Here is a 17,500-nt window from a genome sequence, read left to right as displayed (position 1 = left end):
CGGTCTTCTAGGACAGGCTGATCGCCGAGCACGGGCAGTGGTCGGCGGCGTCCTCGACGGCAGCGTGCAGCTCTTCCGCCGGTTCGGGCTGGAGGAGCAGCACGGTGCCGTCGTCGTCGTTCTGGTCGAACACCTCGGGGGCGATCAGCACGCACTGCCCCGACGAGCAGCACCGCTCCACGTCCACGGTGACGATCACGGCAGTCTCCTTTCCAGGCCGGCGGCCAGCAGGCCGATGACCTCTTCGGTCTGTTCACGTAGGGCGGCGTGGTCGGCGGGCCGGTCGAGCCACCTCTCCAGAACCACCCGCATGGCCGTCAGCGCCGTGGCCGCGCACACCGCCGGATAGAGGTCGTCGGGCGAGAGCCCGAGCCGGTCGGCGATGGCCTCGGCCAGGGCCTTCTCCCGAGTGGCGTAGACGGCCAGGCGCTGCGGCAGCAGCGACGGGGCCCGGACGATCAGCCGCAGCGCGTCGGCGTCGCTGCCGGCGATCACGCGGGCGACCGCCTCCCGCAGGGCGTGTAAGACGGGCTCCTCGCGGGGGCGGTCGCGGAACTCGCCGATCAGCGCGTCGGCCTCGGCGGCCACGGCCGCGACCATCGCCTCCTCCTTGCTGGAGAAGTAGTTGAAGAAGGTGCGCACCGCGATGTCGGTCTCGGCGGCGATCTGCTCCACGGTCACGTGTTCCACGCCGTGGCGCAGCGCCAGCCGCAGGGCCGCCTCCCGCAGGGCGGCCCTGGTCGCCAGCTTCTTGCGCTCCCGCCGGCCGACCGCGGTCATGACCAGGTCACCGGCAGCGAGTGCACGCCGAAGACGAGCATCTCCTCACGCAGCGGCACCTGCTCGGCCGGTACGGCCAGGCGCAGGTCCGGCAGCCTCGTGATCAGCTCGCCGAGGCCCACCTTCATCTCGACCCGCGCGAGCTGCTGGCCGAGGCACTGGTGGATGCCGTGGCCGAAGGCCAGGTGGGAGACGCGCGGGCGGCCGAGGTCGAGGCGGTCGGGGTCGTCCCAGTGGGCCGGGTCGCGGTTGGCCTCGGGCGTGGCGATGATCACGGTGGCGCCGGCCGGGACGGTCACCTCGCCTATCGCCAGGTCCTCGGTCGCGACCCGGCTGACCCCCATCTGGATGATCGACAGGAACCGCAGCAGCTCCTCGATCGCGGTGTCGAGCAGCGCCGGGTCCTCCCGTAGCCGGGCCAGCTCACCGGGGTGCTCCAGCAGCGCGAACGTGCCCAGCGCGAGCATGTTGGCGGTGGTCTCGTGGCCCGCGCCGAGCAGCACCAGCGCGACGTCGACGAGCTGGCGGTCGGGGAGGTTGAGCAGCCCCGACACCATGTCGTCGCCGGGCGCGGCCCGCTTCGCCGCGACCAGCTCCCCGATGTACGTGTAGAGCTCCAGCCCCGCCCGCGCCCGCTCGTCGGGGGAGGCGGCGGAGTTGAGCGCGACGGCGGTGTTGCGCTGGAACCGGTCGCGCTCGCCGTAGTCGACGCCGAGCAGCTCGCAGATGACCAGCGACGGGATCGGCAGCGCGTAGGCGGGCACCAGGTCGGCCTCGGTGCCGGCCGCCTTCATCGCCTCGATGTGGCCGACCGCGATCTCCCGGATGTGCTCCTCCAGGGCGCGCATCCGCCGGACGGTGAACTGGCCGGTCAGCAGCTTGCGGAGCCGGGTGTGCTCGGGCGGGTCCATGAACACGAACATGCCGTCGTCGCGGGCCTCCACCTGCCGCGGCTCGGCGCCGGTGGCGGCGTCGGGGTGGCGGACCCGGTCGGAGCTGAAGCGGGTGTCGGCCAGCACCGCGCGGGCCTCCTCGATGCCGGTGACCAGCCACGCCTCGGCGCCGTTGACCAGTTCGAGCCGCTGGACCGGGCCCTGGCCGCGCCGCCCGGTCAACCCGGCGGGCGGGTCGAACGGGCAGGCGCCGCGCTCCACCAGCTCGGGGGGCAGCAGGCGGCGCAGTTCCGTCGGAGTCTGTGCTGCGGATGTCATGCCGCATGACCTACCCGGTCAAGTTGCACATTACGCATTCATGCATGACGTGCAATTTTCCAGATCATTGACAGCTGCGGTCATTTGTTAGGAAACTTTCTTAAGAAAAATGGCCCGCGGCGCCGGCGGCCACCCCCCACGGTTCAAGGCAGGTATCCCGTGAAACGTCTCTTCGCCTCCTTATTCGGCCTCGTACTGATCGCCGTGCTCAGCCCGCCCGCGCAGGCCGCCCCGTTCAAGGTGCTCGCCTTCTACAACGGCACGTGGGACGCCGCCCACATCGACTTCACCAAGGACGCCAAGGAGTGGTTCCCGTCGGCCGCGGCCCAGAACGGGTTCACCTGGGAGGCGACGACCGACTGGTCACGGCTCAGCTCATCGACGATCTCCCAGTACAAGGTCGTCATGTTCCTCGACGACGCCCCGCCGGCGAGTCAGCGCCAGGCGTTCCAGAACTACATGAACAACGGCGGGGCGTGGCTGGGCTTCCACGTCAGCGCCTTCACCACCGACCCCAACTCCTGGAGCTGGTACTACAACACCTTCCTCGGGTCGGGAGCGTTCGCCACCAACACCTGGGGCCCGACGGCCGAGACGTTGAAGATCGAGAACCGCAACCACCCGTCGACCGCGGGGCTGCCCGCCACGATCCAGTCGTCGGTCAGCGAGTGGTACTCGTGGAGCCGTGACCTGCGCCAGAACCCCGACATCAGCATCCTGGCCTCGATCGACGCCGGCAGCTTCCCGGTCGGCACCGACCCGAACCAGCAGTGGCGCAGCGGGTTCTACCCGATCATGTGGACGAACACGAAGTACAAGATGCTCTACACCAACTTCGGCCACAACGGCATGAACTACTCCACCAACACCCGCACCTCCTCGACCTTCGCCAGCGCCCAGCAGAACCAGTGGCTCATCCAGGGCATCCGCTGGCTGGCCGGTGAGGACGGCACCACGCCGCCGCCCACCGGGCCGATCTCCCCCACGACCTGGTACACGGTCGTGAACGAGAACAGCGCCAAGTGCGTCGACGCCCGCGCGGCCGGCACGGTCAACGGCACCGCGATCCAGCAGTACACCTGCAACGGCACCGCCGCCCAGCGCTACCAGTTCACCCCGACCAGCGGCGGCTACTACCGGATCTCCGGCCAGGGCAACCCCGTCCAGGCCCTCGACGTGACCAACGTGTCGGTGGCCGACAACGCCCCCATCCAGACGTGGACCTACGGCGGCGGCAACAACCAGCAGTGGCTCCCGGTCGCCGAGGGCGACGGCTACTACCACTTCGTGAACCGGAACAGCGGCAAGTGCCTGGACGTCCCGGCCGCCTCGACGGCCAACTCGGTGCAGCTGGTCCAGTACACCTGCAACGGCACGGCGGCCCAATCGTTCCGGTTGGCCGCGTAAAGACTGGGCAGGGGAAGAGTCCGCACCGCTCAGAGGGGAGACTGACATGCTCGAAGGCAAGACCATAGCCTTCCTCGCCGCACCGGCGGGCGTCGAGCAGGTGGAGCTCACCGAACCCTGGAAGGCGATCAAGGACGCCGGTGGGACGCCCAAGCTGATCTCCACGAAGGAAGGGGAGATCCAGGCGTTCGACCACCTCGACAAGGGAGACAAGTTCCCGATCGACGCCACCGTCGGCCAGGCCCAGGCGGCCGACTTCGACGGACTGGTGCTGCCCGGCGGGGTCGCCAACCCCGACTTCCTGCGGATGAATCCGAAGGCGGTCAGGTTCGTGCGCGAGTTCTTCGACATGGGCAAGCCGGTCGCGGCGATCTGCCACGCGCCGTGGACGTTGATCGAGGCCGACGTCGTCCGGGGCCGCACCATGACCTCGTGGCCGAGCCTCCAGACCGACCTGCGCAACGCCGGGGCGACCTGGCAGGACAAGGAGGTCGTGGTCTGCACCGAAGGCCCGTCGACCCTGGTCACCAGCCGCATGCCGGATGACCTGAAGGCCTTCTGCGAGGCCACGCTCGACGCCTTCGCCTGACCGATCCATCCCTGAGGACCCGGCGGAAACGCCGGGTCCTCAAATCATGGGCAAGTGAGGTCCAAGTCGGCGCTGTCACGATCCCGTGAGTGAACGTGAGAGTACCGGTCCGCCTCCAGTCGGGCCTGGCCGAATGCGGGGCCGCCTGCCTGGCCATGGTGCTGAGCCACCACGGCCGCCACACCGGGGTCCGCGAGGTGTCCGAGCAGTGCGGGGTCGGCCGCGACGGCCTCTCGGCACTGGCGATCGTCAAGGCGGCGCGCGGCTACGGGCTCACCGCGACCGCATACAAGGCCGAGACCGTCACCGACGCGCCCCTCCCGGCGGTCGCCCACTGGCGGCGCAACCACTTCGTGGTCGTCGAACGGCAGACCGCCCGCCACGTCGACGTCGTCGACCCGGCGGTCGGCCGCCGCAGGCTGACCAGGGAGGAGTTCGCCGAGGGCTACTCGGGGGTGCTGCTCACCTTCACGCCGGGCGAGACGTTCCAGCGCCGGAAACGGACCAGGCGGACGTGGGTCGGCCCGCTCGCGAGGACCGCGCTGCAGAAGGGCCTCATCGCGCGCATCCTCCTGGCGTCGCTGCTGCTGCAGGTCCTCGGGCTCGGGGTGCAGACGTTCTCGGGCATCCTGGTCGACCGGGTGCTCCCCACACAGGACTCCTCGCTGCTGGTCTCCCTGGGCCTGGCACTGGCGGCAGCGGGCGTCGTCCACCTCGGGCTGACCTACCTGCGCGCGGCGACCGTGCTCAAGCTGCGGCTGCGGGCCGACCGGCTGCTGACCTCGGAGGTGGTCGGACACCTGTTCCGGCTGCCCTACCGCTACTTCGCCACCCGGGGCTCCGGGGATCTGGCCCAGCGCAGCGCCAGCGTGAGCCGGTTGCGGCAGCTCATCTCCGGGCCGATCACGACGGCGCTGCTCGACGGGCCGCTCGCGATCGGCTACGTGACGATCGTGTTGTTGTGGTCGGTGCCGCTGGGGCTCTGCCTGCTCGCGCTGGCGGCGGTCCAGGCCGTGCTGCTGCTCCTCACCCGGCGGCGGCGGGCCGACCTGAACCTGGCGGCGCTGTCGGCGCAGGTCCAGACGCAGGGGCAGCTCATGGAGGCCATCAAGGGGGTGGAGATCCTCAAGGCCGGGGCCATCGAGGACGCCGCGCTGAGCCGCTGGTCGCAGCTGTTCCTCGACCAGTTGAAGGCCGACGCGCGGCAGGGGCGGATGGAGAACCTGGTCACCTCGGTCCTCGACAGCATGCGGCTGGCCGCCCCGGCGGCGCTGCTCTGGACCGGCGGCTGGGAGGTGCTGGGGGGCCGGCCCCTCGGCCAGACGCTGACGCTGGTCGCGCTGGCGGGCGCGGCCCTGACGCCGATCCTGTCGCTGGTGGGCACGGTCCGCATCCTCCAGGAGGCGGGCACCCACCTCGAACGGCTGGCCGACATCCTGGAGTTCACCCCCGAGCCCTACGGCGAGGTCCAGGTCGGCCACCTGCGCGGGCAGATCGAGTTGCGCGACGTGTCCTTCCGGCACGCCCCGAACGGGCCGTGGATCCTGTGGAAGGTCTCGCTGACCATCGGACGCGGCCAGAAGATCGCCCTGGTCGGCGGGAGCGGCTCCGGCAAGAGCACCCTCGCGCGCATCATGGTCGGCCTGTACGAACCCACCTTCGGCACCGTCAGCTACGACTCGGTCCGGATGGAGGCCCTCCAGCGCTCCTCCCTGCGGCGCCACTTCGGGGTGGTCACCCAGGAGGCCCACCTGTTCACCGGCACCATCAGGGAGAACATCGCCCTGGGCCGGCCGGGGGCCACGCCGCAGGAGATCGTGCGGGCGGCGAAGACGGCCTGCGTACACGACGAGATCATGGCGATGCCCATGGGCTACGAGACCAACCTGTCGGAGGGCATGGGCCTGTCGGGCGGGCAGCGGCAACGGCTGGCCCTGGCCAGGGCGGTGCTCGGACGGCCGAAGGTGCTGCTGTTCGACGAGGCCACCAGCCACCTCGACACCGTCACCGAGGCCGCCATCGAGCGCAACCTCGCCGCCCTCACCCAGACCCGCATCGTGATCGCCCACCGGCTCAGCACGGTCCGCGACGCCGACCTGATCGCCGTCATCGACGACGGCCGGGTCGTCGAGCAGGGCACCCACGACGAGCTGCTGAGACTCGGCGGCCATTATGCGCGCTTGGTGGCGCACCAAGAGAACACACCAATCAGCGCCAAGATCCCGCCAAGTGCCCCCTGCGACTCTTGATTCGCAAGGTTCACGAACGAAGGGGGTTGTCATGAACAACTTCGAGAACACCGCGAGCGAGCTCACCGAGACCGAGCTCGCCGACGTCACCGGCGGTCTGCCCTGGAACTACGACTGGGCGAACTACGACTGGCGCGACGCGGTGATCGAGGCGCTGCCGTAACCACGGGGTGAAGCGCGGGGCCGTCCTCTTGCGGGGGACGGCCCCGACTTGTATTCGGCTGGGAAATCGTTCTGATTCGTGCACAAGTGATCGCCAAGTGTCCCCTGCGACCTTGGGATCGCAAGGTTCACGGAACGAAAGAGGGGGTTGTCATGAACAACTTCGAGAGCACCGCCCAGGAGCTCGCCGACACCGAGCTCGCCGACGTCACCGGCGGCATGTGGGCGAACTACGACTGGATGAACTACGACTGGCGCGACGCCGTGATCGACGCCCTGCCGTAACCAGGGGGTGGAAGGGGGCCGTCCTTCGGGGCGGCCCCCTTCTCCATGTCAGGCTGTACGCATGATCGAAGCAGTCGTTTTCGACCTCGACGGAGTCGTCATCGACTCCGAGCCCGTCTGGGAAGAGGTGCGGCGGGGCGTCGTCGCCGAGTTCGGCGGCACCTGGATGCCGGACACCCAGAAGCGCCTGATGGGCATGAGCACCCCCGAGTGGGCCGACTACCTGACCGGCGAGCTCGGCGTCTGGCTCTCCCCGGACGAGACCGCGGCGACGGTGATCGAGCGCATGGCCGAGCGCTACCGCCAGCACCTTCCCCTGCTCCCGCACGCCGCGGCGACCATGCGCGCCGTCGCCGACCAGTGGCCGGTCGGGGTGGCCAGCTCCTCCCCCGCCGTGCTGATCGACACCGTGCTGACCGCGCTCGACGTGGACGTCCGGGTGGCGATCTCCACCGAGACCATGAAGCGCGGCAAGCCCGCCCCCGACGTCTATCTGGCCGTCGTCGAGCGGCTCGGGGTCACGCCCGGCCGGTGTGTCGCGGTGGAGGACTCCAGCAACGGGTTGCGGTCGGCCGCGGCGGCCGGGCTGATCGTGGTCGCGGTGCCGCAGGAGGCCTACCCGCCCGATGAGGACGCGCTGGCCGGGGCCGCGCTGGTGCTGACCGACCTGGCCGAGCTCACGCCCGAAACGGTGGCGCGGCTGGCCTAGTGGCGGGCCAGGCCGGGGATGACGACGCCCGCATCGCGCGGATATTCGCCGACGAGTCTCTCCTCGCCGCCGATCTCGTAGAGGCGCTGCGTCCGGTCGCCGGGCTCGACCACGACGTATCCGTTCGCGGTCGGGCCCACCGCGTAGCGGCCGTCCGGGATGCGCAGGTAGGCGTCGGCCCGCCCATCGGGGCTGAACATCTGGATGACGGGCTCCTCACCGTATTCGAGCAGGTAGAGCTGATCGCCCCGGGACTGGATCGAAAGTCCGTGGTCGTCGTCGGCGAGCGGGCCGGTCTTGGTGCGGAAGACCACCGGGCGCCCGCCGACGGTCAGGGTGAGCTTGTCGGTGACCTTCTGGGGCGGCTGGAGGATCAGGTCGCCGCCGCTGGTCAGGCCGACGATCTCGTTGCCCTCCGGCACGACCGGACGGGTCACCTGGCCGGTGCGCAGGTCGACGTCGAGGTAGTGGAAGACGTCGCCGTCCCGGTGGTTGGCCAGGATGATCCGGCTTGAGTCGGCCGCCCACACCCAGGGGCCGTAGACGCCGCTCGGTTCGGCGGGAAGCCGGAGGTCGGGGCCGCCGAGCAGGTCGCTCAGCAGGTAGCCACGTTTGTCGGGGACGCCGAGCCAGCGGCCGTCCGGCGAGATGGTGTAGTTGCCGGGCGGGTAGATCGTGTCGATCCCGATCTCGATGTCGCGGCCGTCGGTCAGCCGCAACATGGTCGCGCAGCCGGTGCGGCAGGCGGAGTAGAGCGAATGGGCCCGCGCGCTCGCATGCGGCGGCTTGTGGATGACGGGCGCCGGCTCGGGCTGGGGGCGGAACCACGCGAACACGGCGATCACCACGGCCGCGACGGCCACGGCGCTCCAGCGAGCGGCCCGGCGGCGTCCGGCGGTGTCGATGGCCCGGTCGGGGTCGCCGTAGTCGCGCGCGTCCTCGGCGAGGTCGCGGTAGGCCTCACGCGGGTTCATGGATGCCTGCCTTTCTCAGCCGCTTCAGGGCGTCGTGCGTGTGCCGTTTGACCGTGCCGATCGAGCAGCCGAGCCGGGCGGCGATCTGCGCCTCGGGCAGGTCTTCGTAGAAGCGCAGGTAGAGGACGATGCGCTGTTTCGCGGTGAGGGTGGTCAGGGCGTGCCGGAGCACGATCTTCAGCTCGGTGTCGGGCGGGGGTGCGGCGGTGTCGGGGGGCTGGGAGGTGGGGAAGAAGACCAGGCGGCGGGGGCGGTGCCAGGTCCGTAACTGGTTGATCATCATCGTCTTCAGGTACGCCTCGGGGTCGTCGGCGGCCGAGATCCGCCGCCACTTGGCCGCCGCCTTGGCCAGGGTCTCCTGCATGAGGTCCTCGGCCTTGGCGTGGTCGCCCGTGAGCAGGTAGGCGGCACGCGACAGCGCGCGGCCGCGTACGGCCACGAACTTCCGGAATCCCTCCGCGTCATGCATCGCCCTAAGGACTCCGCGGGGGGCCGGAAGGTTGAGACGCCAGGAACTCCGCCAGGTGCACGGCGTGGATGCCGAGGCCGTGCTCGATCTGGGTGCGGCAGCTGAAGCCGTCGGCGAGGACCCGGGCTCCCGCGCGAGCGCGGAGGGCGGGGAAGACTCCCTGTTCGGCGACGGCCGTCGAGACGGCGTGGTGGCCGGGCTCGAAGCCGAAGTTCCCGGCCAGGCCGCAGCAGCCCGCGTCGAGCTGGGTGACGTCGGCGCCGGTCCTGCGCAGAACGCGGAGGTCGGCGTCGGCGCCCATGATCGCGTGCTGGTGGCAGTGGGGCTGGCTGACGACCCGGCCGGAGAGGTGGGGCGGGTCGACGTCGTGGTCGTCGAGGAGTTCGGCCAGGGTCCTCACGCGATGGGCCAGCCGTCTGACGTCGGGGTCGCCGGGGAGGAGTTCGGGGGCGTCGGACCGGAGGACGGCCGTACAGGAGGGTTCGAGGCCGACGAACGGGACGCCGGCGTCGAGGTCGTCGCGGAGCACCCGCGCGGTCCTGCGCAGCACGTGCCGGGCCACGCCGAGCTGGCCGGTGGAGATCCAGGTGAGACCGCAGCAGACGGGGGCGCGCGGGACGCGTACCGAGAAACCGGCTCTTGAGAGCACCCGGGTGGCGGCGACCGCGACGCGCGGGGTGAAGTTGTCGGTAAAGGTGTCGGGGAGCAGCAGGACCTCGGGGCCGCGCTTCGGGGCCCGGAAGGTGTCGCTGAAACGGACCCTGGCCGGGCGCGGGAGCGGGCGTTCGGTCGTGAGGCCGGGGACCCGGGGCACTCGCAGCAGCAGGGGGAAGCGCGCCCAGAGCGGGAGCCAGCCGAGGGCGTAGTGGGAGAGGGGGCGGATCCGGCCCTTGTAGTGGTGGTGCAGGAACTCGGCCTTGTAGGTGGCCATGTCGACGTGGACGGGGCAGTCGGAGCGGCAGCCCTTGCAGGCCAGGCAGAGGTCGAGGGCGTCCCTGACCTCCTCCGACCGCCAGCCGCCGGTGATCACCTCGCCCCGGAGCATCTCGGACAGGAGCCTGGCCCTGCCCCGGGTCGAGTGGTGCTCGTCGCGGGTGACGCGGTAGCTCGGGCACATCACGCCGCCGGTGTCGCGGCGGCACTCGCCGACCCCGGCGCACAGGCTCGTCTCGGCGGCGAAGCCGTCGCGGAAGGCGAAGACCGTCTTCACGTCGGGCGGGCGGGTCGTGAGGTGGTCGTCGAGCCGGTCGGGGTCGACCAGGCGGCCGGGGTTCATCCGGTTCCGGGGGTCGAAGATCCGCTTGAGCCGCACGAACGCCGTCATGACCTCGTCGCCGAACATCTTCGGCCACAACTCGCCCCTGGCCAGGCCGTCGCCGTGCTCGCCGGAGAACGAGCCGCCGTAGGAGACGACCAGGTCGGCGGCCTCCTCGACGAAGGCGCGGTAGTCGGCGCGGCGGAACGGCATCCGGGTGTGCACGCAACCGTGGCCGAAATGCCCGTAGAGGGACGACTCGCCGTAGCCGTGGTCCTCCTGGAGGCGTCTCAGGTCGCGGAGGTACTCGCCGAGGCGGTCGGGCGGCACGGCGGAGTCCTCCCAGCCGGGCCAGGCGTCGCCCGCCGTCGCGCCGACGGCCGCCTCGCGGATGGCGGCGACGGAGGTGACGTCGTTCGTGATGACCGGCCGGACGCCCAGGTCGGCGGCCATGGCGCGGGCCAGCGCGGCGGCCTCCTCGGGGGTGTCGGCGCCGAACTGGACGACCAGCCAACCGCCGCCCTTGGGGAGCCGGTCGATGGCGGCCAGGTTGAGACGGCGGGCACGTTCGTAGCCGATGAGACGGTCGTCCATGCCCTCCAGGGCCAGCGGGTCGTAGGGCACGATCGACGGCGCGGCGTCGGCGGCCTCGAAGACGTCGGGGAACCCCAGGATCGCCGCCGCCCCCGCCCTCGGCCGGGGCACCATCTTCAGCCGGGCCCGCAAGACGGTGACCAGCGTCGACTCCGAGCCGACCAGGGCCTTGGCGAGGTCGCGGCCGTTCTCGGGGAGGAGCGCGTCGAGGCCGTAGCCGGAGACGCGTCTTGGGATCTGGGGGAAGCGGGCCCTGATGGCGCTGGCGTGGTCGGCGGCGATGGCGTCGACGGCCGTGCGCACGGTCTCCGGCGCGGCGGAGGTCCAGAAGCGGGCGCCCTCGTAGGTGAGGACCTCCAGGTCCAGGACGTTGTCGGAGGTCTTCCCGTAGGCCTGCGCGGTCGCGCCGCAGGCGTCGTTGCCGATCATGCCGCCGATGGTGCAGTGGTTGTGGGTGGCCGGTCTCGGGCCGAACATCACGCCGTCGCCGGTGAGGTCGTCGAGGACCGTGCCCGGTTCGGTGACCACGGTGCCGTCGCCCTCGTTCCGGAACCGGGTGCAGTACTTCGACCAGTCGACGACCACGGCGGTGTTGCAGCACTGCCCGGCCAGGCTGGTGCCGCCGCCGCGCGACAGGACCGGCACGTCGTGGTCGGCGCAGATCTCGACCGTAAGGGCGGCGTCCTCGACCGATCTCGGGACGACCACCCCGATCGGCGTCTCGCGATAGTTCGAGGCGTCGGTCGAATAGGCCGCCCTGGTCCCCCGGTCGAATCGGACCTCGCCGTCGACGTGGGCGCGCAGCGCGTCGCGGAGGCGGTCGAAGAGCGCCATACGCACGCCCCTTGCCGGGCCGGGGTAGGTCCATACGACTTTCCGGGCAAAAGTACGCCATGACAGTGATTCCGACCATTCGCTATCACGACGCCGACAAGGCCCTGGCGTGGCTGACCTCCGTCCTGGGCTTCACCTCGCCCGAGGTCTACCGCTCCGACGACGGCGTGGTCGTGCACGCCCAGCTCAGCCGGGGGAACGGCATGGTCATGCTGGGCTCAGTCGGGCACGGGCTCGACGTGGTGACCGGGCCCGCGAGCACCTATGTCGTCGTCGACGACCTGGAGATCGACGCCCTGTACGAGATCGCGAAGGCCGCCGGCGTCGAGGTGATCCGGGAACTCCGGTCGGAGGACTACGGCGGGCGGGGATACACGATCCGCGACCCCGAAGGGCACGTGTGGAGCGTGGGCAGTTACGACCCCGTCAATACGGCGTAGGGAATACGCGAGAACGACATATAGATCCCTATTTCTGGCTATTTGGGTGCTTAGTGTCGTTTTATGGATTTGGCTGATATCGCCCGTCGATTCGGGACCCCCGCGTACGTCGTGGACGAGGACGCCGTCCGGGCCCGCTGCCGCGAATACCTCGCCGCGCTGCCGTCGATGACGGTGGCCTACGCCGGGAAGGCGTTCCTCACGCAGGCCATGGCGACGTGGGTGGCCGAAGAAGGGCTCTCCCTGGACGTCTGCTCCGGCGGAGAGCTCACCCTCGCCCGGTCGGTCGGGTTCCCGGCGTCCCGGATCATCTTCCACGGCAACGCCAAGACCCCCGCCGAGCTGCGCGAGGCCGTCGGGGTCGGGCGCATCGTCATCGACAACATCGCCGAGATCCACCGGCTGGCGGCGCTGGTGCCCCTCGGCCTGCGGCAGGACGTCTACCTGCGGGTCACGCCCGGCGTCGAGGCCGGCGGGCACGCGGCGATCCGCACCGGCTCGGAGAGGCAGAAGTTCGGCATCCCGCCGGCCGAGCTCCCCGACGCGGTCGCGCGGGTGCTGAGCCAGCCCGAGTTGCGGCTGGCCGGGCTGCACTGCCACATCGGATCCCAGATCACCTCGGTCGCGCCGTTCGAGACGGCGGCCCGGATCATGGTCGACCAGCTCGCCATGGTCCAGGAGCGGTTCGCCACCACGCTGCCCGAACTCGACCTCGGGGGCGGGCACGGCGTCGCCTACCTCGACGACGAGCACGGCCTCGACCTGGGACACTTCGGGGCGTCGGTGCCGAAGGTGGTGGCCGAACGGTGCCGGGAGCTGCGGGTGCCCGAACCGAGACTGGTGGTCGAGCCCGGACGGGCCATCGTGGCCGCCGCCGGGGTGACCCTCTACCGGGTGATCTCGGTCAAGCGGCAGGGCGGCCGGACCTTCGTCGCGGTCGACGGCGGGATGAGCGACAACCCCCGGCCCGCCCTCTATGGGGCGCGTTATTCGGTCTCGGTGCCCGGACGTTCCGGTGAGCCGGTGACGATCGTGGGGCGGCACTGCGAGGCCGGCGACGTGCTCGCCGAGGACGTGCCCGCCGGGGACGCCCGGCCCGGGGACCTGGTGGTCGTGCGGGTGACCGGGGCCTACCACCATGCGATGGGGTCGTCGTACAACCTGACGTGCCGCCCTCCGGTGGTCGCCGTGCGGGGCGGGGCGGCGCGGTTGATCGTGCGGCGCGAGGAGCCCGCCGACCTGATGCGGCGCGACGTCGGCCGCTGACGCCGCCCCGCAGGAATCGCGGGACGGCGCTCCACTGCTCAGAGGGCGGTGACGCAGACGGTCCTGGGGACCAGCACCAACGGGACGAGCCCGCCATTGAGCACGGTCACGTCCCACGACGCACCCGACGGGCTCGGACCCGCGGTGACCACCGGCTGGCCGACCGGCTCCAGCGAGTAGCCGCCGCCGACGGCCCGCTTGCCGAGCGGGCAGACCGCCTGACCTGCACACTCGACGCCGGGCGCACAGGTGACGGACGAACCGTTGACGATCTCGTAGCCGGAGACCCCGGCGAGCCCCGGCGCCCCGGCCGGACCGGTCGCGCCCAGCGGCCCCATCGGACCCGGGACACCGGGGAACCCGGGCGGCCCGGGAGGCCCGGCCGGCCCCATCGGGCCACGCGGACCACGCGGCCCCCTGCAACACGGACGCGCACCGGCGGGCGCCCGCTGCGCCTCGGCCGTGACTTCGGCGGCCGACTCAGCGACGGCACCGGCGACCAGCGCCTCACCCTGAGCCGAAGCGGCCTGGACCGGGGCGGCCTGAACAGCAGCGGCCTTGACCGGGGCGGCCTGAACAGCAGCGGTCTCTACCGGAGCAGCCTGCGCGGCGGCCGGAGCCACGGCGGCGGCCTTGACCGTGGCCGAGGCGGCGGCCTTGACGTCCGGGGTGTCGACGGTCGCGAGCGGAGTGGCGCCCCTCGCGGCCAGCGCAGCCTTGATCGCGGCGGCGGCGCGCATTTCGGCCAGCTTCCGCATCATCTCGGCCCGCTTGGCGATGACCTGCTGCATCATCTCGTTCCGCTTCGCAGCGGCTTGCCGCATCATCTCCGCCCGCTTGACAGCGGCCTGCTGCAGCACGTCGGCCCGCTTGGCGGCGACCTTCTCGACCATCGCGATCTGAGCGGCGACGGCCTGAGCCGAAGCGGCAGCCGCGGCAGGCTTGTCCAGAGCGGCCGACGCGACCGGCTCCGAAGCCCCGGCAACAGCGAGAGGCTTGGCCGTCGCCGTGGCAACAGGCTTCGCCGTCACAGGAGCAAGAGGCTTGGCCGTCGCCGTAGGAACAGGCTTCGCCGTCACAGGAGCAACAGGCTTGGGCGTCGCCGTAGGAACAGGCTTCGCCATCGCGGGAGCGACATACCGGGCGGTACCCCCGGCGACGAATTTCACCGGAGTCAGAGCGGCGGGCTTGGCCGAAACCGGAGCCTGAGCAGCAGGCTTAGCCGGAGCCCGAGAGGCAGGCTTGGCCGGAACCGCAGCCTGGGCAGCAGGCTTAGCCGGAACCGGAGCCTGAGAGGCAGGCTTAGCGGGAACCGGAGCCTGAGAGGCAGGCTTAGCGGGAACCGGAGCCTGAGAGGCAGGCTTGGCCGGAATCGCAGCTTGAGCGGCGGGCTTGGCCAGGGCGGCCGAGGCGACGGGGGCCGAAGCAGCGGCCGGTGCAGCCGGGGCGGCGGGCTTGGCGGGAGCGGCCGGGGCGGGGTCGTCGCGCTTCGTGGCCGGAGGCGCCGGGGTCGCCAGGAGGGCGGTGGCCTTCTTGGCGGCGTCGGCGGCGGGCTGCTTGGCCGACTTCTCGGCGCCCGCCGTGCCCGGGACGGGCTGTCCGGCCGGGGCCGGCTGGATGGGTGGGTCGATGGGGTTGACCCGCGCCGAGGCGGTCGCCCCGGAGAAGGTCACCAGGGCGGCGGCGAGTACACCCGTCAGCCCCAGGCTCCATTTGCTGGCACGCGTATGCATATCACTTCCATACGAGTAGTCCTGAACGACCGAACACCATTGAGGTGCCCGGCCGGAAAATACCCGCATGGATTCTGACGTCAGCCCCGGCCAACGCTAATTCAGGACAAAGTCTTATGGTGCACGAATCGGCCTATACGCCGATATTCAGTGACGACCGGCACCCGAACCACACCGGAGGGAACCCGCGCGGAAGCCCGCAGCGGCATCGGCAGCCGCATCGCCGCGCCCACCAGCCCGGCCCCGGTCAGCAGCGCCAGCCGCGACCAGTCGGCCGACGTGAACGTCAGCTCGCCGAGCCCGTTCACCAGGAATCCCGTGGTCAGGAACCACCCGATCACCCCGGCCGCCCCCGCCGCCACCGGACGCCGCACGATCAGCCCGATCAACGCCGTCAGCCCGGCCATCGCCGCGACCCGCTCCGACACCTCCGGTACGGCCACGGCCACCACGACCACCGCCCCGACCGCCATCACAGCGGCGCCCGGAATGAGCAACTCCAATGACGTGGCGTGCCGAGAAACCATTTCCCGCCCCCTTCCGCTCATATCCAACAAGCGCAAGGGACCGCGACCGGCCGTATTGATGTCGTTCCTACGCCGCCTTGACGCGATGACTACGCGTCAAAAAGGCGTCAGCATCGGCGGCGCATCCGTCGGAACGCCGTAGGGAAACCCCCACGGCCTTTCTCCGCCCCCTAACGTCGATGCCGTGAACGTGGAAGGGAATACGACGATGGACGTGCCGCTATTCGTGCCGGTCCGGAAGACCGGCTGCGCCGACGCTCTCCGGGTGTTCCGCACCCCCGACGGGGCCCGCACGGCGGTGGCCTTCAGCTCTCCGGTCCGGCTCGCCCTGGTGCTCGGCGCCGACCAGCCCTGGATCCGGCTCTGTGAACCGGCCCTGCGCTCCCTCCTCAGGGACATCGGCATCTCGGGCATCGTCGTGGACCCCCAGGCCGCCTCCACCCGACCGGCCCCCCACGCCGCGTAACCCCACAAGACCCGCCCCTCAGAGCGGGGTTTCGCTCGGGGCGAGGGTGAAGGTCACCTCGTAGTCGGCGTCGCCGGTTCTCATGCGGACCGTCTGGCGGGAAAAACCCTCTCGCGGGGTCAGCAGGACCGAGCTGCCCAGGATCAGGTCGTCGGGGTCGATGTCGTCGATCTCCCACAGGTCGATGAAGGCGAGGCCGCCGTTGGCGGGGAAGGCCGGGCGGTTCGGGGTGCCGCCGCCGTTCGTCTGGACCGGCATCCCCGGCGGGCAGGCGACGTTGTCGGGGCTGTAGCAGACGCCGGTCCTGATGCCCACCGGCGGATACCACTCGTTGACCGGCCAGATCTGGACCGTGCGGCTGAAGAGGGGCATGATCCCCGGCCCCTTGACCTTGAGTTTGATCTCGTCCCCGCCGCCCTCCTGGGTCGAGTGGGCGATGATCGAGTCGAGGATGATCCGCACATACGGAGCGGGGGCCGCGTGCGCCGGGGTCGCGGGTAAGACCGCGGACACGGCGAGGGCCGCCGCGGCGAGGCCTCTGAACAGGCGTGAGTTCATGAGGAAAAGCGTCGGGCGGCCCTCTTGTGCCCGTCTTGCGGGCGACTGCAGGCCTTAGCGCTCCAGGAAGTCGAGCAGTTCCTTGTTGACCTCGTCGGCGTGGGTCCAGCCGATGTTGTGCGGGCCGCCCTCGATGGTGACGAAGGTCAGGTCCTTGATCAGGCCGGGCAGCCGGGCGGCGGTGCTGGCGTAGGGCAGGATGCGGTCCTGGTCGCCGTGGAGCAGCAGGACCGGCACGTCGATCTTCGGCAGGTCGTCGCGGAAGTCCTCCAGCCAGGCGTCGACGCACTTGTAGGCCGAGTAGGGGCTGCCCAGGCAGGCCGCGATGAAGCAGTTCTGGTAGGCCTCCCTGCTGATGCGGGTGCCCTCGTACATGTCGACGTTGAAGAAGTCGTCCAGGAACTTCCTGAAGTAGGCGGGGCGGTCGTGCGCGACGGCTTCCTTGATGGCGTCGAAGACCGACTTGTCGACGCCCTCGGGGTTGTCGGCGGTCTTGAGCAGGAACGGCGGGATGGCGCCCAGCAGGACCGCGCGGCGGACCCGGTTGTTGCCGTATTTCGCCAGGTAGCGGGTGACCTCGCCGGTGCCCATCGAGAAGCCGGCCAGGTCGACCTCGGGCAGGTCGAGGTGGTCGAGGAGGATCTTGAGGTCGTGGGCGTAGGTGTCGTAGTCGTGGCCCTGGGTCGGCTGGCTGGACTTGCCCCAGCCGCGCCGGTCGTAGGTGATGACCCGGAAGCCGGCGTCGAGCAGCACCCGCTGCTGCTTCTCCCAGGACGCGCCGTTGAGCGGATAGCCGTGGATCAGCACGACGGGCCGCCCGGAGCCGTGGTCTTCGAAGTGGATGTCGATCGTGTCGCTGTTCTCCCGGCCGACGGTGACCTTGCCCATATCGTTCCCCCTGACATCGACTGGACCCGGGCCACGCTAGCAATACGGCATTTGTTACGTTTTGCCGCTGAAAATCCCGTTCATGTACGGACTAAGGCGTGATC

19 protein-coding genes are annotated in these 17,500 nt (G+C 70.7%); 9 read left to right on the top strand and 10 right to left on the bottom strand.

Going from position 1 to position 17,500, the window contains the following annotated elements:
- Window positions 1-7: 7 nt before the first annotated feature.
- From QSK34_RS33120 to QSK34_RS33110, 3 genes are read right to left on the bottom strand one after another with little or no spacing between them, the layout of a single operon-like run.
- The gene (locus tag QSK34_RS33120; protein ID WP_285590064.1) at window positions 8-199 is read right to left on the bottom strand and encodes a ferredoxin; all 192 of its coding nucleotides are present in this window, start codon (window positions 197-199) and stop codon (window positions 8-10) included.
- Complete coding sequence (locus QSK34_RS33115) at window positions 196-780, bottom strand: TetR/AcrR family transcriptional regulator (protein ID WP_161483556.1); 585 nt, start codon at window positions 778-780, stop codon at window positions 196-198. Before QSK34_RS33115 ends, QSK34_RS33120 begins: the two co-directional genes overlap by 4 nt.
- On the bottom strand, window positions 777-1,991 hold the full coding sequence (locus QSK34_RS33110; protein ID WP_285590062.1) for a cytochrome P450: 1,215 nt from the start codon (window positions 1,989-1,991) through the stop codon (window positions 777-779). The genes QSK34_RS33115 and QSK34_RS33110 overlap by 4 nt, the downstream gene beginning before the upstream one ends.
- A 159-nt stretch (window positions 1,992-2,150) precedes the next feature.
- Between QSK34_RS33110 and QSK34_RS33105 the strand changes: the two genes are divergently transcribed.
- The 6 genes from QSK34_RS33105 (at window position 2,151) to QSK34_RS33080 (ending at window position 7,392) form a co-directional block, all read left to right on the top strand.
- Window positions 2,151-3,398, top strand: coding sequence for an RICIN domain-containing protein (locus QSK34_RS33105; protein WP_285590060.1), 1,248 nt, complete (start codon window positions 2,151-2,153; stop codon window positions 3,396-3,398).
- A 46-nt stretch (window positions 3,399-3,444) separates the two neighbouring features.
- Window positions 3,445-3,987: a type 1 glutamine amidotransferase domain-containing protein gene (locus QSK34_RS33100; protein ID WP_161483553.1), complete on the top strand. Its 543-nt coding sequence runs from the start codon at window positions 3,445-3,447 to the stop codon at window positions 3,985-3,987.
- Between the two features lie 89 nt (window positions 3,988-4,076).
- Window positions 4,077-6,236 carry a peptidase domain-containing ABC transporter gene (locus QSK34_RS33095; protein ID WP_285590057.1) on the top strand — a complete coding sequence of 720 codons (2,160 nt, stop codon included), beginning with the start codon at window positions 4,077-4,079 and terminating at the stop codon, window positions 6,234-6,236.
- 31 nt (window positions 6,237-6,267) lie between these two features.
- Complete coding sequence (locus QSK34_RS33090) at window positions 6,268-6,399, top strand: hypothetical protein (protein ID WP_268903607.1); 132 nt, start codon at window positions 6,268-6,270, stop codon at window positions 6,397-6,399.
- A gap of 152 nt (window positions 6,400-6,551) precedes the next feature.
- A complete protein-coding gene (locus QSK34_RS33085; protein WP_268903605.1) occupies window positions 6,552-6,683 on the top strand; it encodes a hypothetical protein in 132 nt (43 codons plus the stop codon).
- A 61-nt stretch (window positions 6,684-6,744) separates the two neighbouring features.
- Window positions 6,745-7,392: an HAD family hydrolase gene (locus tag QSK34_RS33080; protein WP_285590051.1), complete on the top strand. Its 648-nt coding sequence runs from the start codon at window positions 6,745-6,747 to the stop codon at window positions 7,390-7,392.
- Here the strand turns inward: QSK34_RS33080 and QSK34_RS33075 are convergent.
- The 3 genes from QSK34_RS33075 to QSK34_RS33065 are packed head-to-tail and all read right to left on the bottom strand — an operon-like array spanning window position 7,389 to window position 11,518.
- The gene (locus tag QSK34_RS33075) at window positions 7,389-8,366 is read right to left on the bottom strand and encodes a TolB-like translocation protein (RefSeq protein ID WP_285590049.1); all 978 of its coding nucleotides are present in this window, start codon (window positions 8,364-8,366) and stop codon (window positions 7,389-7,391) included. The genes QSK34_RS33080 and QSK34_RS33075 overlap by 4 nt on opposite strands.
- Window positions 8,353-8,835 carry a SigE family RNA polymerase sigma factor gene (locus QSK34_RS33070; protein WP_161483549.1) on the bottom strand — a complete coding sequence of 161 codons (483 nt, stop codon included), beginning with the start codon at window positions 8,833-8,835 and terminating at the stop codon, window positions 8,353-8,355. The genes QSK34_RS33075 and QSK34_RS33070 overlap by 14 nt, the downstream gene beginning before the upstream one ends.
- A 4-nt stretch (window positions 8,836-8,839) precedes the next feature.
- A complete protein-coding gene (locus QSK34_RS33065; RefSeq protein ID WP_285590047.1) occupies window positions 8,840-11,518 on the bottom strand; it encodes an FAD-binding and (Fe-S)-binding domain-containing protein in 2,679 nt (892 codons plus the stop codon).
- Window positions 11,519-11,583: 65 nt separating this feature from the next.
- Here QSK34_RS33065 and QSK34_RS33060 point away from each other — a divergent pair, with 65 nt between their 5' ends.
- Together QSK34_RS33060 and lysA are read left to right on the top strand one after the other, a co-directional pair.
- A complete protein-coding gene (locus QSK34_RS33060; RefSeq protein ID WP_285590045.1) occupies window positions 11,584-11,958 on the top strand; it encodes a VOC family protein in 375 nt (124 codons plus the stop codon).
- Between the two features lie 63 nt (window positions 11,959-12,021).
- A complete protein-coding gene (gene lysA / locus QSK34_RS33055) occupies window positions 12,022-13,224 on the top strand; it encodes a diaminopimelate decarboxylase (protein WP_285590043.1) in 1,203 nt (400 codons plus the stop codon).
- A gap of 38 nt (window positions 13,225-13,262) precedes the next feature.
- Here lysA and QSK34_RS33050 read toward each other — a convergent pair whose 3' ends face one another.
- Together QSK34_RS33050 and QSK34_RS33045 are read right to left on the bottom strand one after the other, a co-directional pair.
- A complete protein-coding gene (locus QSK34_RS33050; RefSeq protein ID WP_285590041.1) occupies window positions 13,263-14,117 on the bottom strand; it encodes a hypothetical protein in 855 nt (284 codons plus the stop codon).
- A gap of 941 nt (window positions 14,118-15,058) precedes the next feature.
- Window positions 15,059-15,484 (bottom strand): hypothetical protein, encoded by a 426-nt coding sequence (locus QSK34_RS33045; RefSeq protein WP_285590039.1) that lies wholly within the window; start codon window positions 15,482-15,484, stop codon window positions 15,059-15,061.
- 184 nt (window positions 15,485-15,668) lie between these two features.
- Between QSK34_RS33045 and QSK34_RS33040 the strand changes: the two genes are divergently transcribed.
- Window positions 15,669-15,950, top strand: a complete 282-nt coding sequence (locus QSK34_RS33040; RefSeq protein ID WP_285590037.1) for an SAV_915 family protein — start codon at window positions 15,669-15,671, stop codon at window positions 15,948-15,950.
- Between the two features lie 18 nt (window positions 15,951-15,968).
- Here the strand turns inward: QSK34_RS33040 and QSK34_RS33035 are convergent, their stop codons facing one another.
- Complete coding sequence (locus tag QSK34_RS33035) at window positions 15,969-16,508, bottom strand: hypothetical protein (RefSeq protein WP_285590036.1); 540 nt, start codon at window positions 16,506-16,508, stop codon at window positions 15,969-15,971.
- 54 nt (window positions 16,509-16,562) lie between these two features.
- Window positions 16,563-17,396: an alpha/beta fold hydrolase gene (locus tag QSK34_RS33030; RefSeq protein ID WP_285590034.1), complete on the bottom strand. Its 834-nt coding sequence runs from the start codon at window positions 17,394-17,396 to the stop codon at window positions 16,563-16,565.
- Window positions 17,397-17,500 lie beyond the last annotated feature (104 nt).

This window comes from Herbidospora sp. NBRC 101105 (assembly GCF_030269205.1).
Taxonomy (GTDB): Bacteria; Actinomycetota; Actinomycetes; order Streptosporangiales; family Streptosporangiaceae; genus Herbidospora; species Herbidospora solisilvae.
This window is presented reverse-complemented; position numbering and strand designations above follow the sequence as displayed.

Coding starts and splice junctions, on each gene's coding strand:
- QSK34_RS33115 (WP_161483556.1), bottom strand. CDS start 780: ATGACCGCGGTCGGCCGGCGGGAGCGCAAGAAGCTGGCGACCAGGGCC.
- QSK34_RS33110 (WP_285590062.1), bottom strand. CDS start 1,991: ATGACATCCGCAGCACAGACTCCGACGGAACTGCGCCGCCTGCTGCCC.
- QSK34_RS33100 (WP_161483553.1), top strand. CDS start 3,445: ATGCTCGAAGGCAAGACCATAGCCTTCCTCGCCGCACCGGCGGGCGTC.
- QSK34_RS33090 (WP_268903607.1), top strand. CDS start 6,268: ATGAACAACTTCGAGAACACCGCGAGCGAGCTCACCGAGACCGAGCTC.
- QSK34_RS33085 (WP_268903605.1), top strand. CDS start 6,552: ATGAACAACTTCGAGAGCACCGCCCAGGAGCTCGCCGACACCGAGCTC.
- QSK34_RS33080 (WP_285590051.1), top strand. CDS start 6,745: ATGATCGAAGCAGTCGTTTTCGACCTCGACGGAGTCGTCATCGACTCC.
- QSK34_RS33075 (WP_285590049.1), bottom strand. CDS start 8,366: ATGAACCCGCGTGAGGCCTACCGCGACCTCGCCGAGGACGCGCGCGAC.
- QSK34_RS33070 (WP_161483549.1), bottom strand. CDS start 8,835: ATGCATGACGCGGAGGGATTCCGGAAGTTCGTGGCCGTACGCGGCCGC.
- QSK34_RS33065 (WP_285590047.1), bottom strand. CDS start 11,518: ATGGCGCTCTTCGACCGCCTCCGCGACGCGCTGCGCGCCCACGTCGAC.
- lysA (WP_285590043.1), top strand. CDS start 12,022: ATGGATTTGGCTGATATCGCCCGTCGATTCGGGACCCCCGCGTACGTC.
- QSK34_RS33050 (WP_285590041.1), bottom strand. CDS start 14,117: ATGGTCGAGAAGGTCGCCGCCAAGCGGGCCGACGTGCTGCAGCAGGCC.
- QSK34_RS33045 (WP_285590039.1), bottom strand. CDS start 15,484: ATGGTTTCTCGGCACGCCACGTCATTGGAGTTGCTCATTCCGGGCGCC.
- QSK34_RS33035 (WP_285590036.1), bottom strand. CDS start 16,508: ATGAACTCACGCCTGTTCAGAGGCCTCGCCGCGGCGGCCCTCGCCGTG.
- QSK34_RS33030 (WP_285590034.1), bottom strand. CDS start 17,396: ATGGGCAAGGTCACCGTCGGCCGGGAGAACAGCGACACGATCGACATC.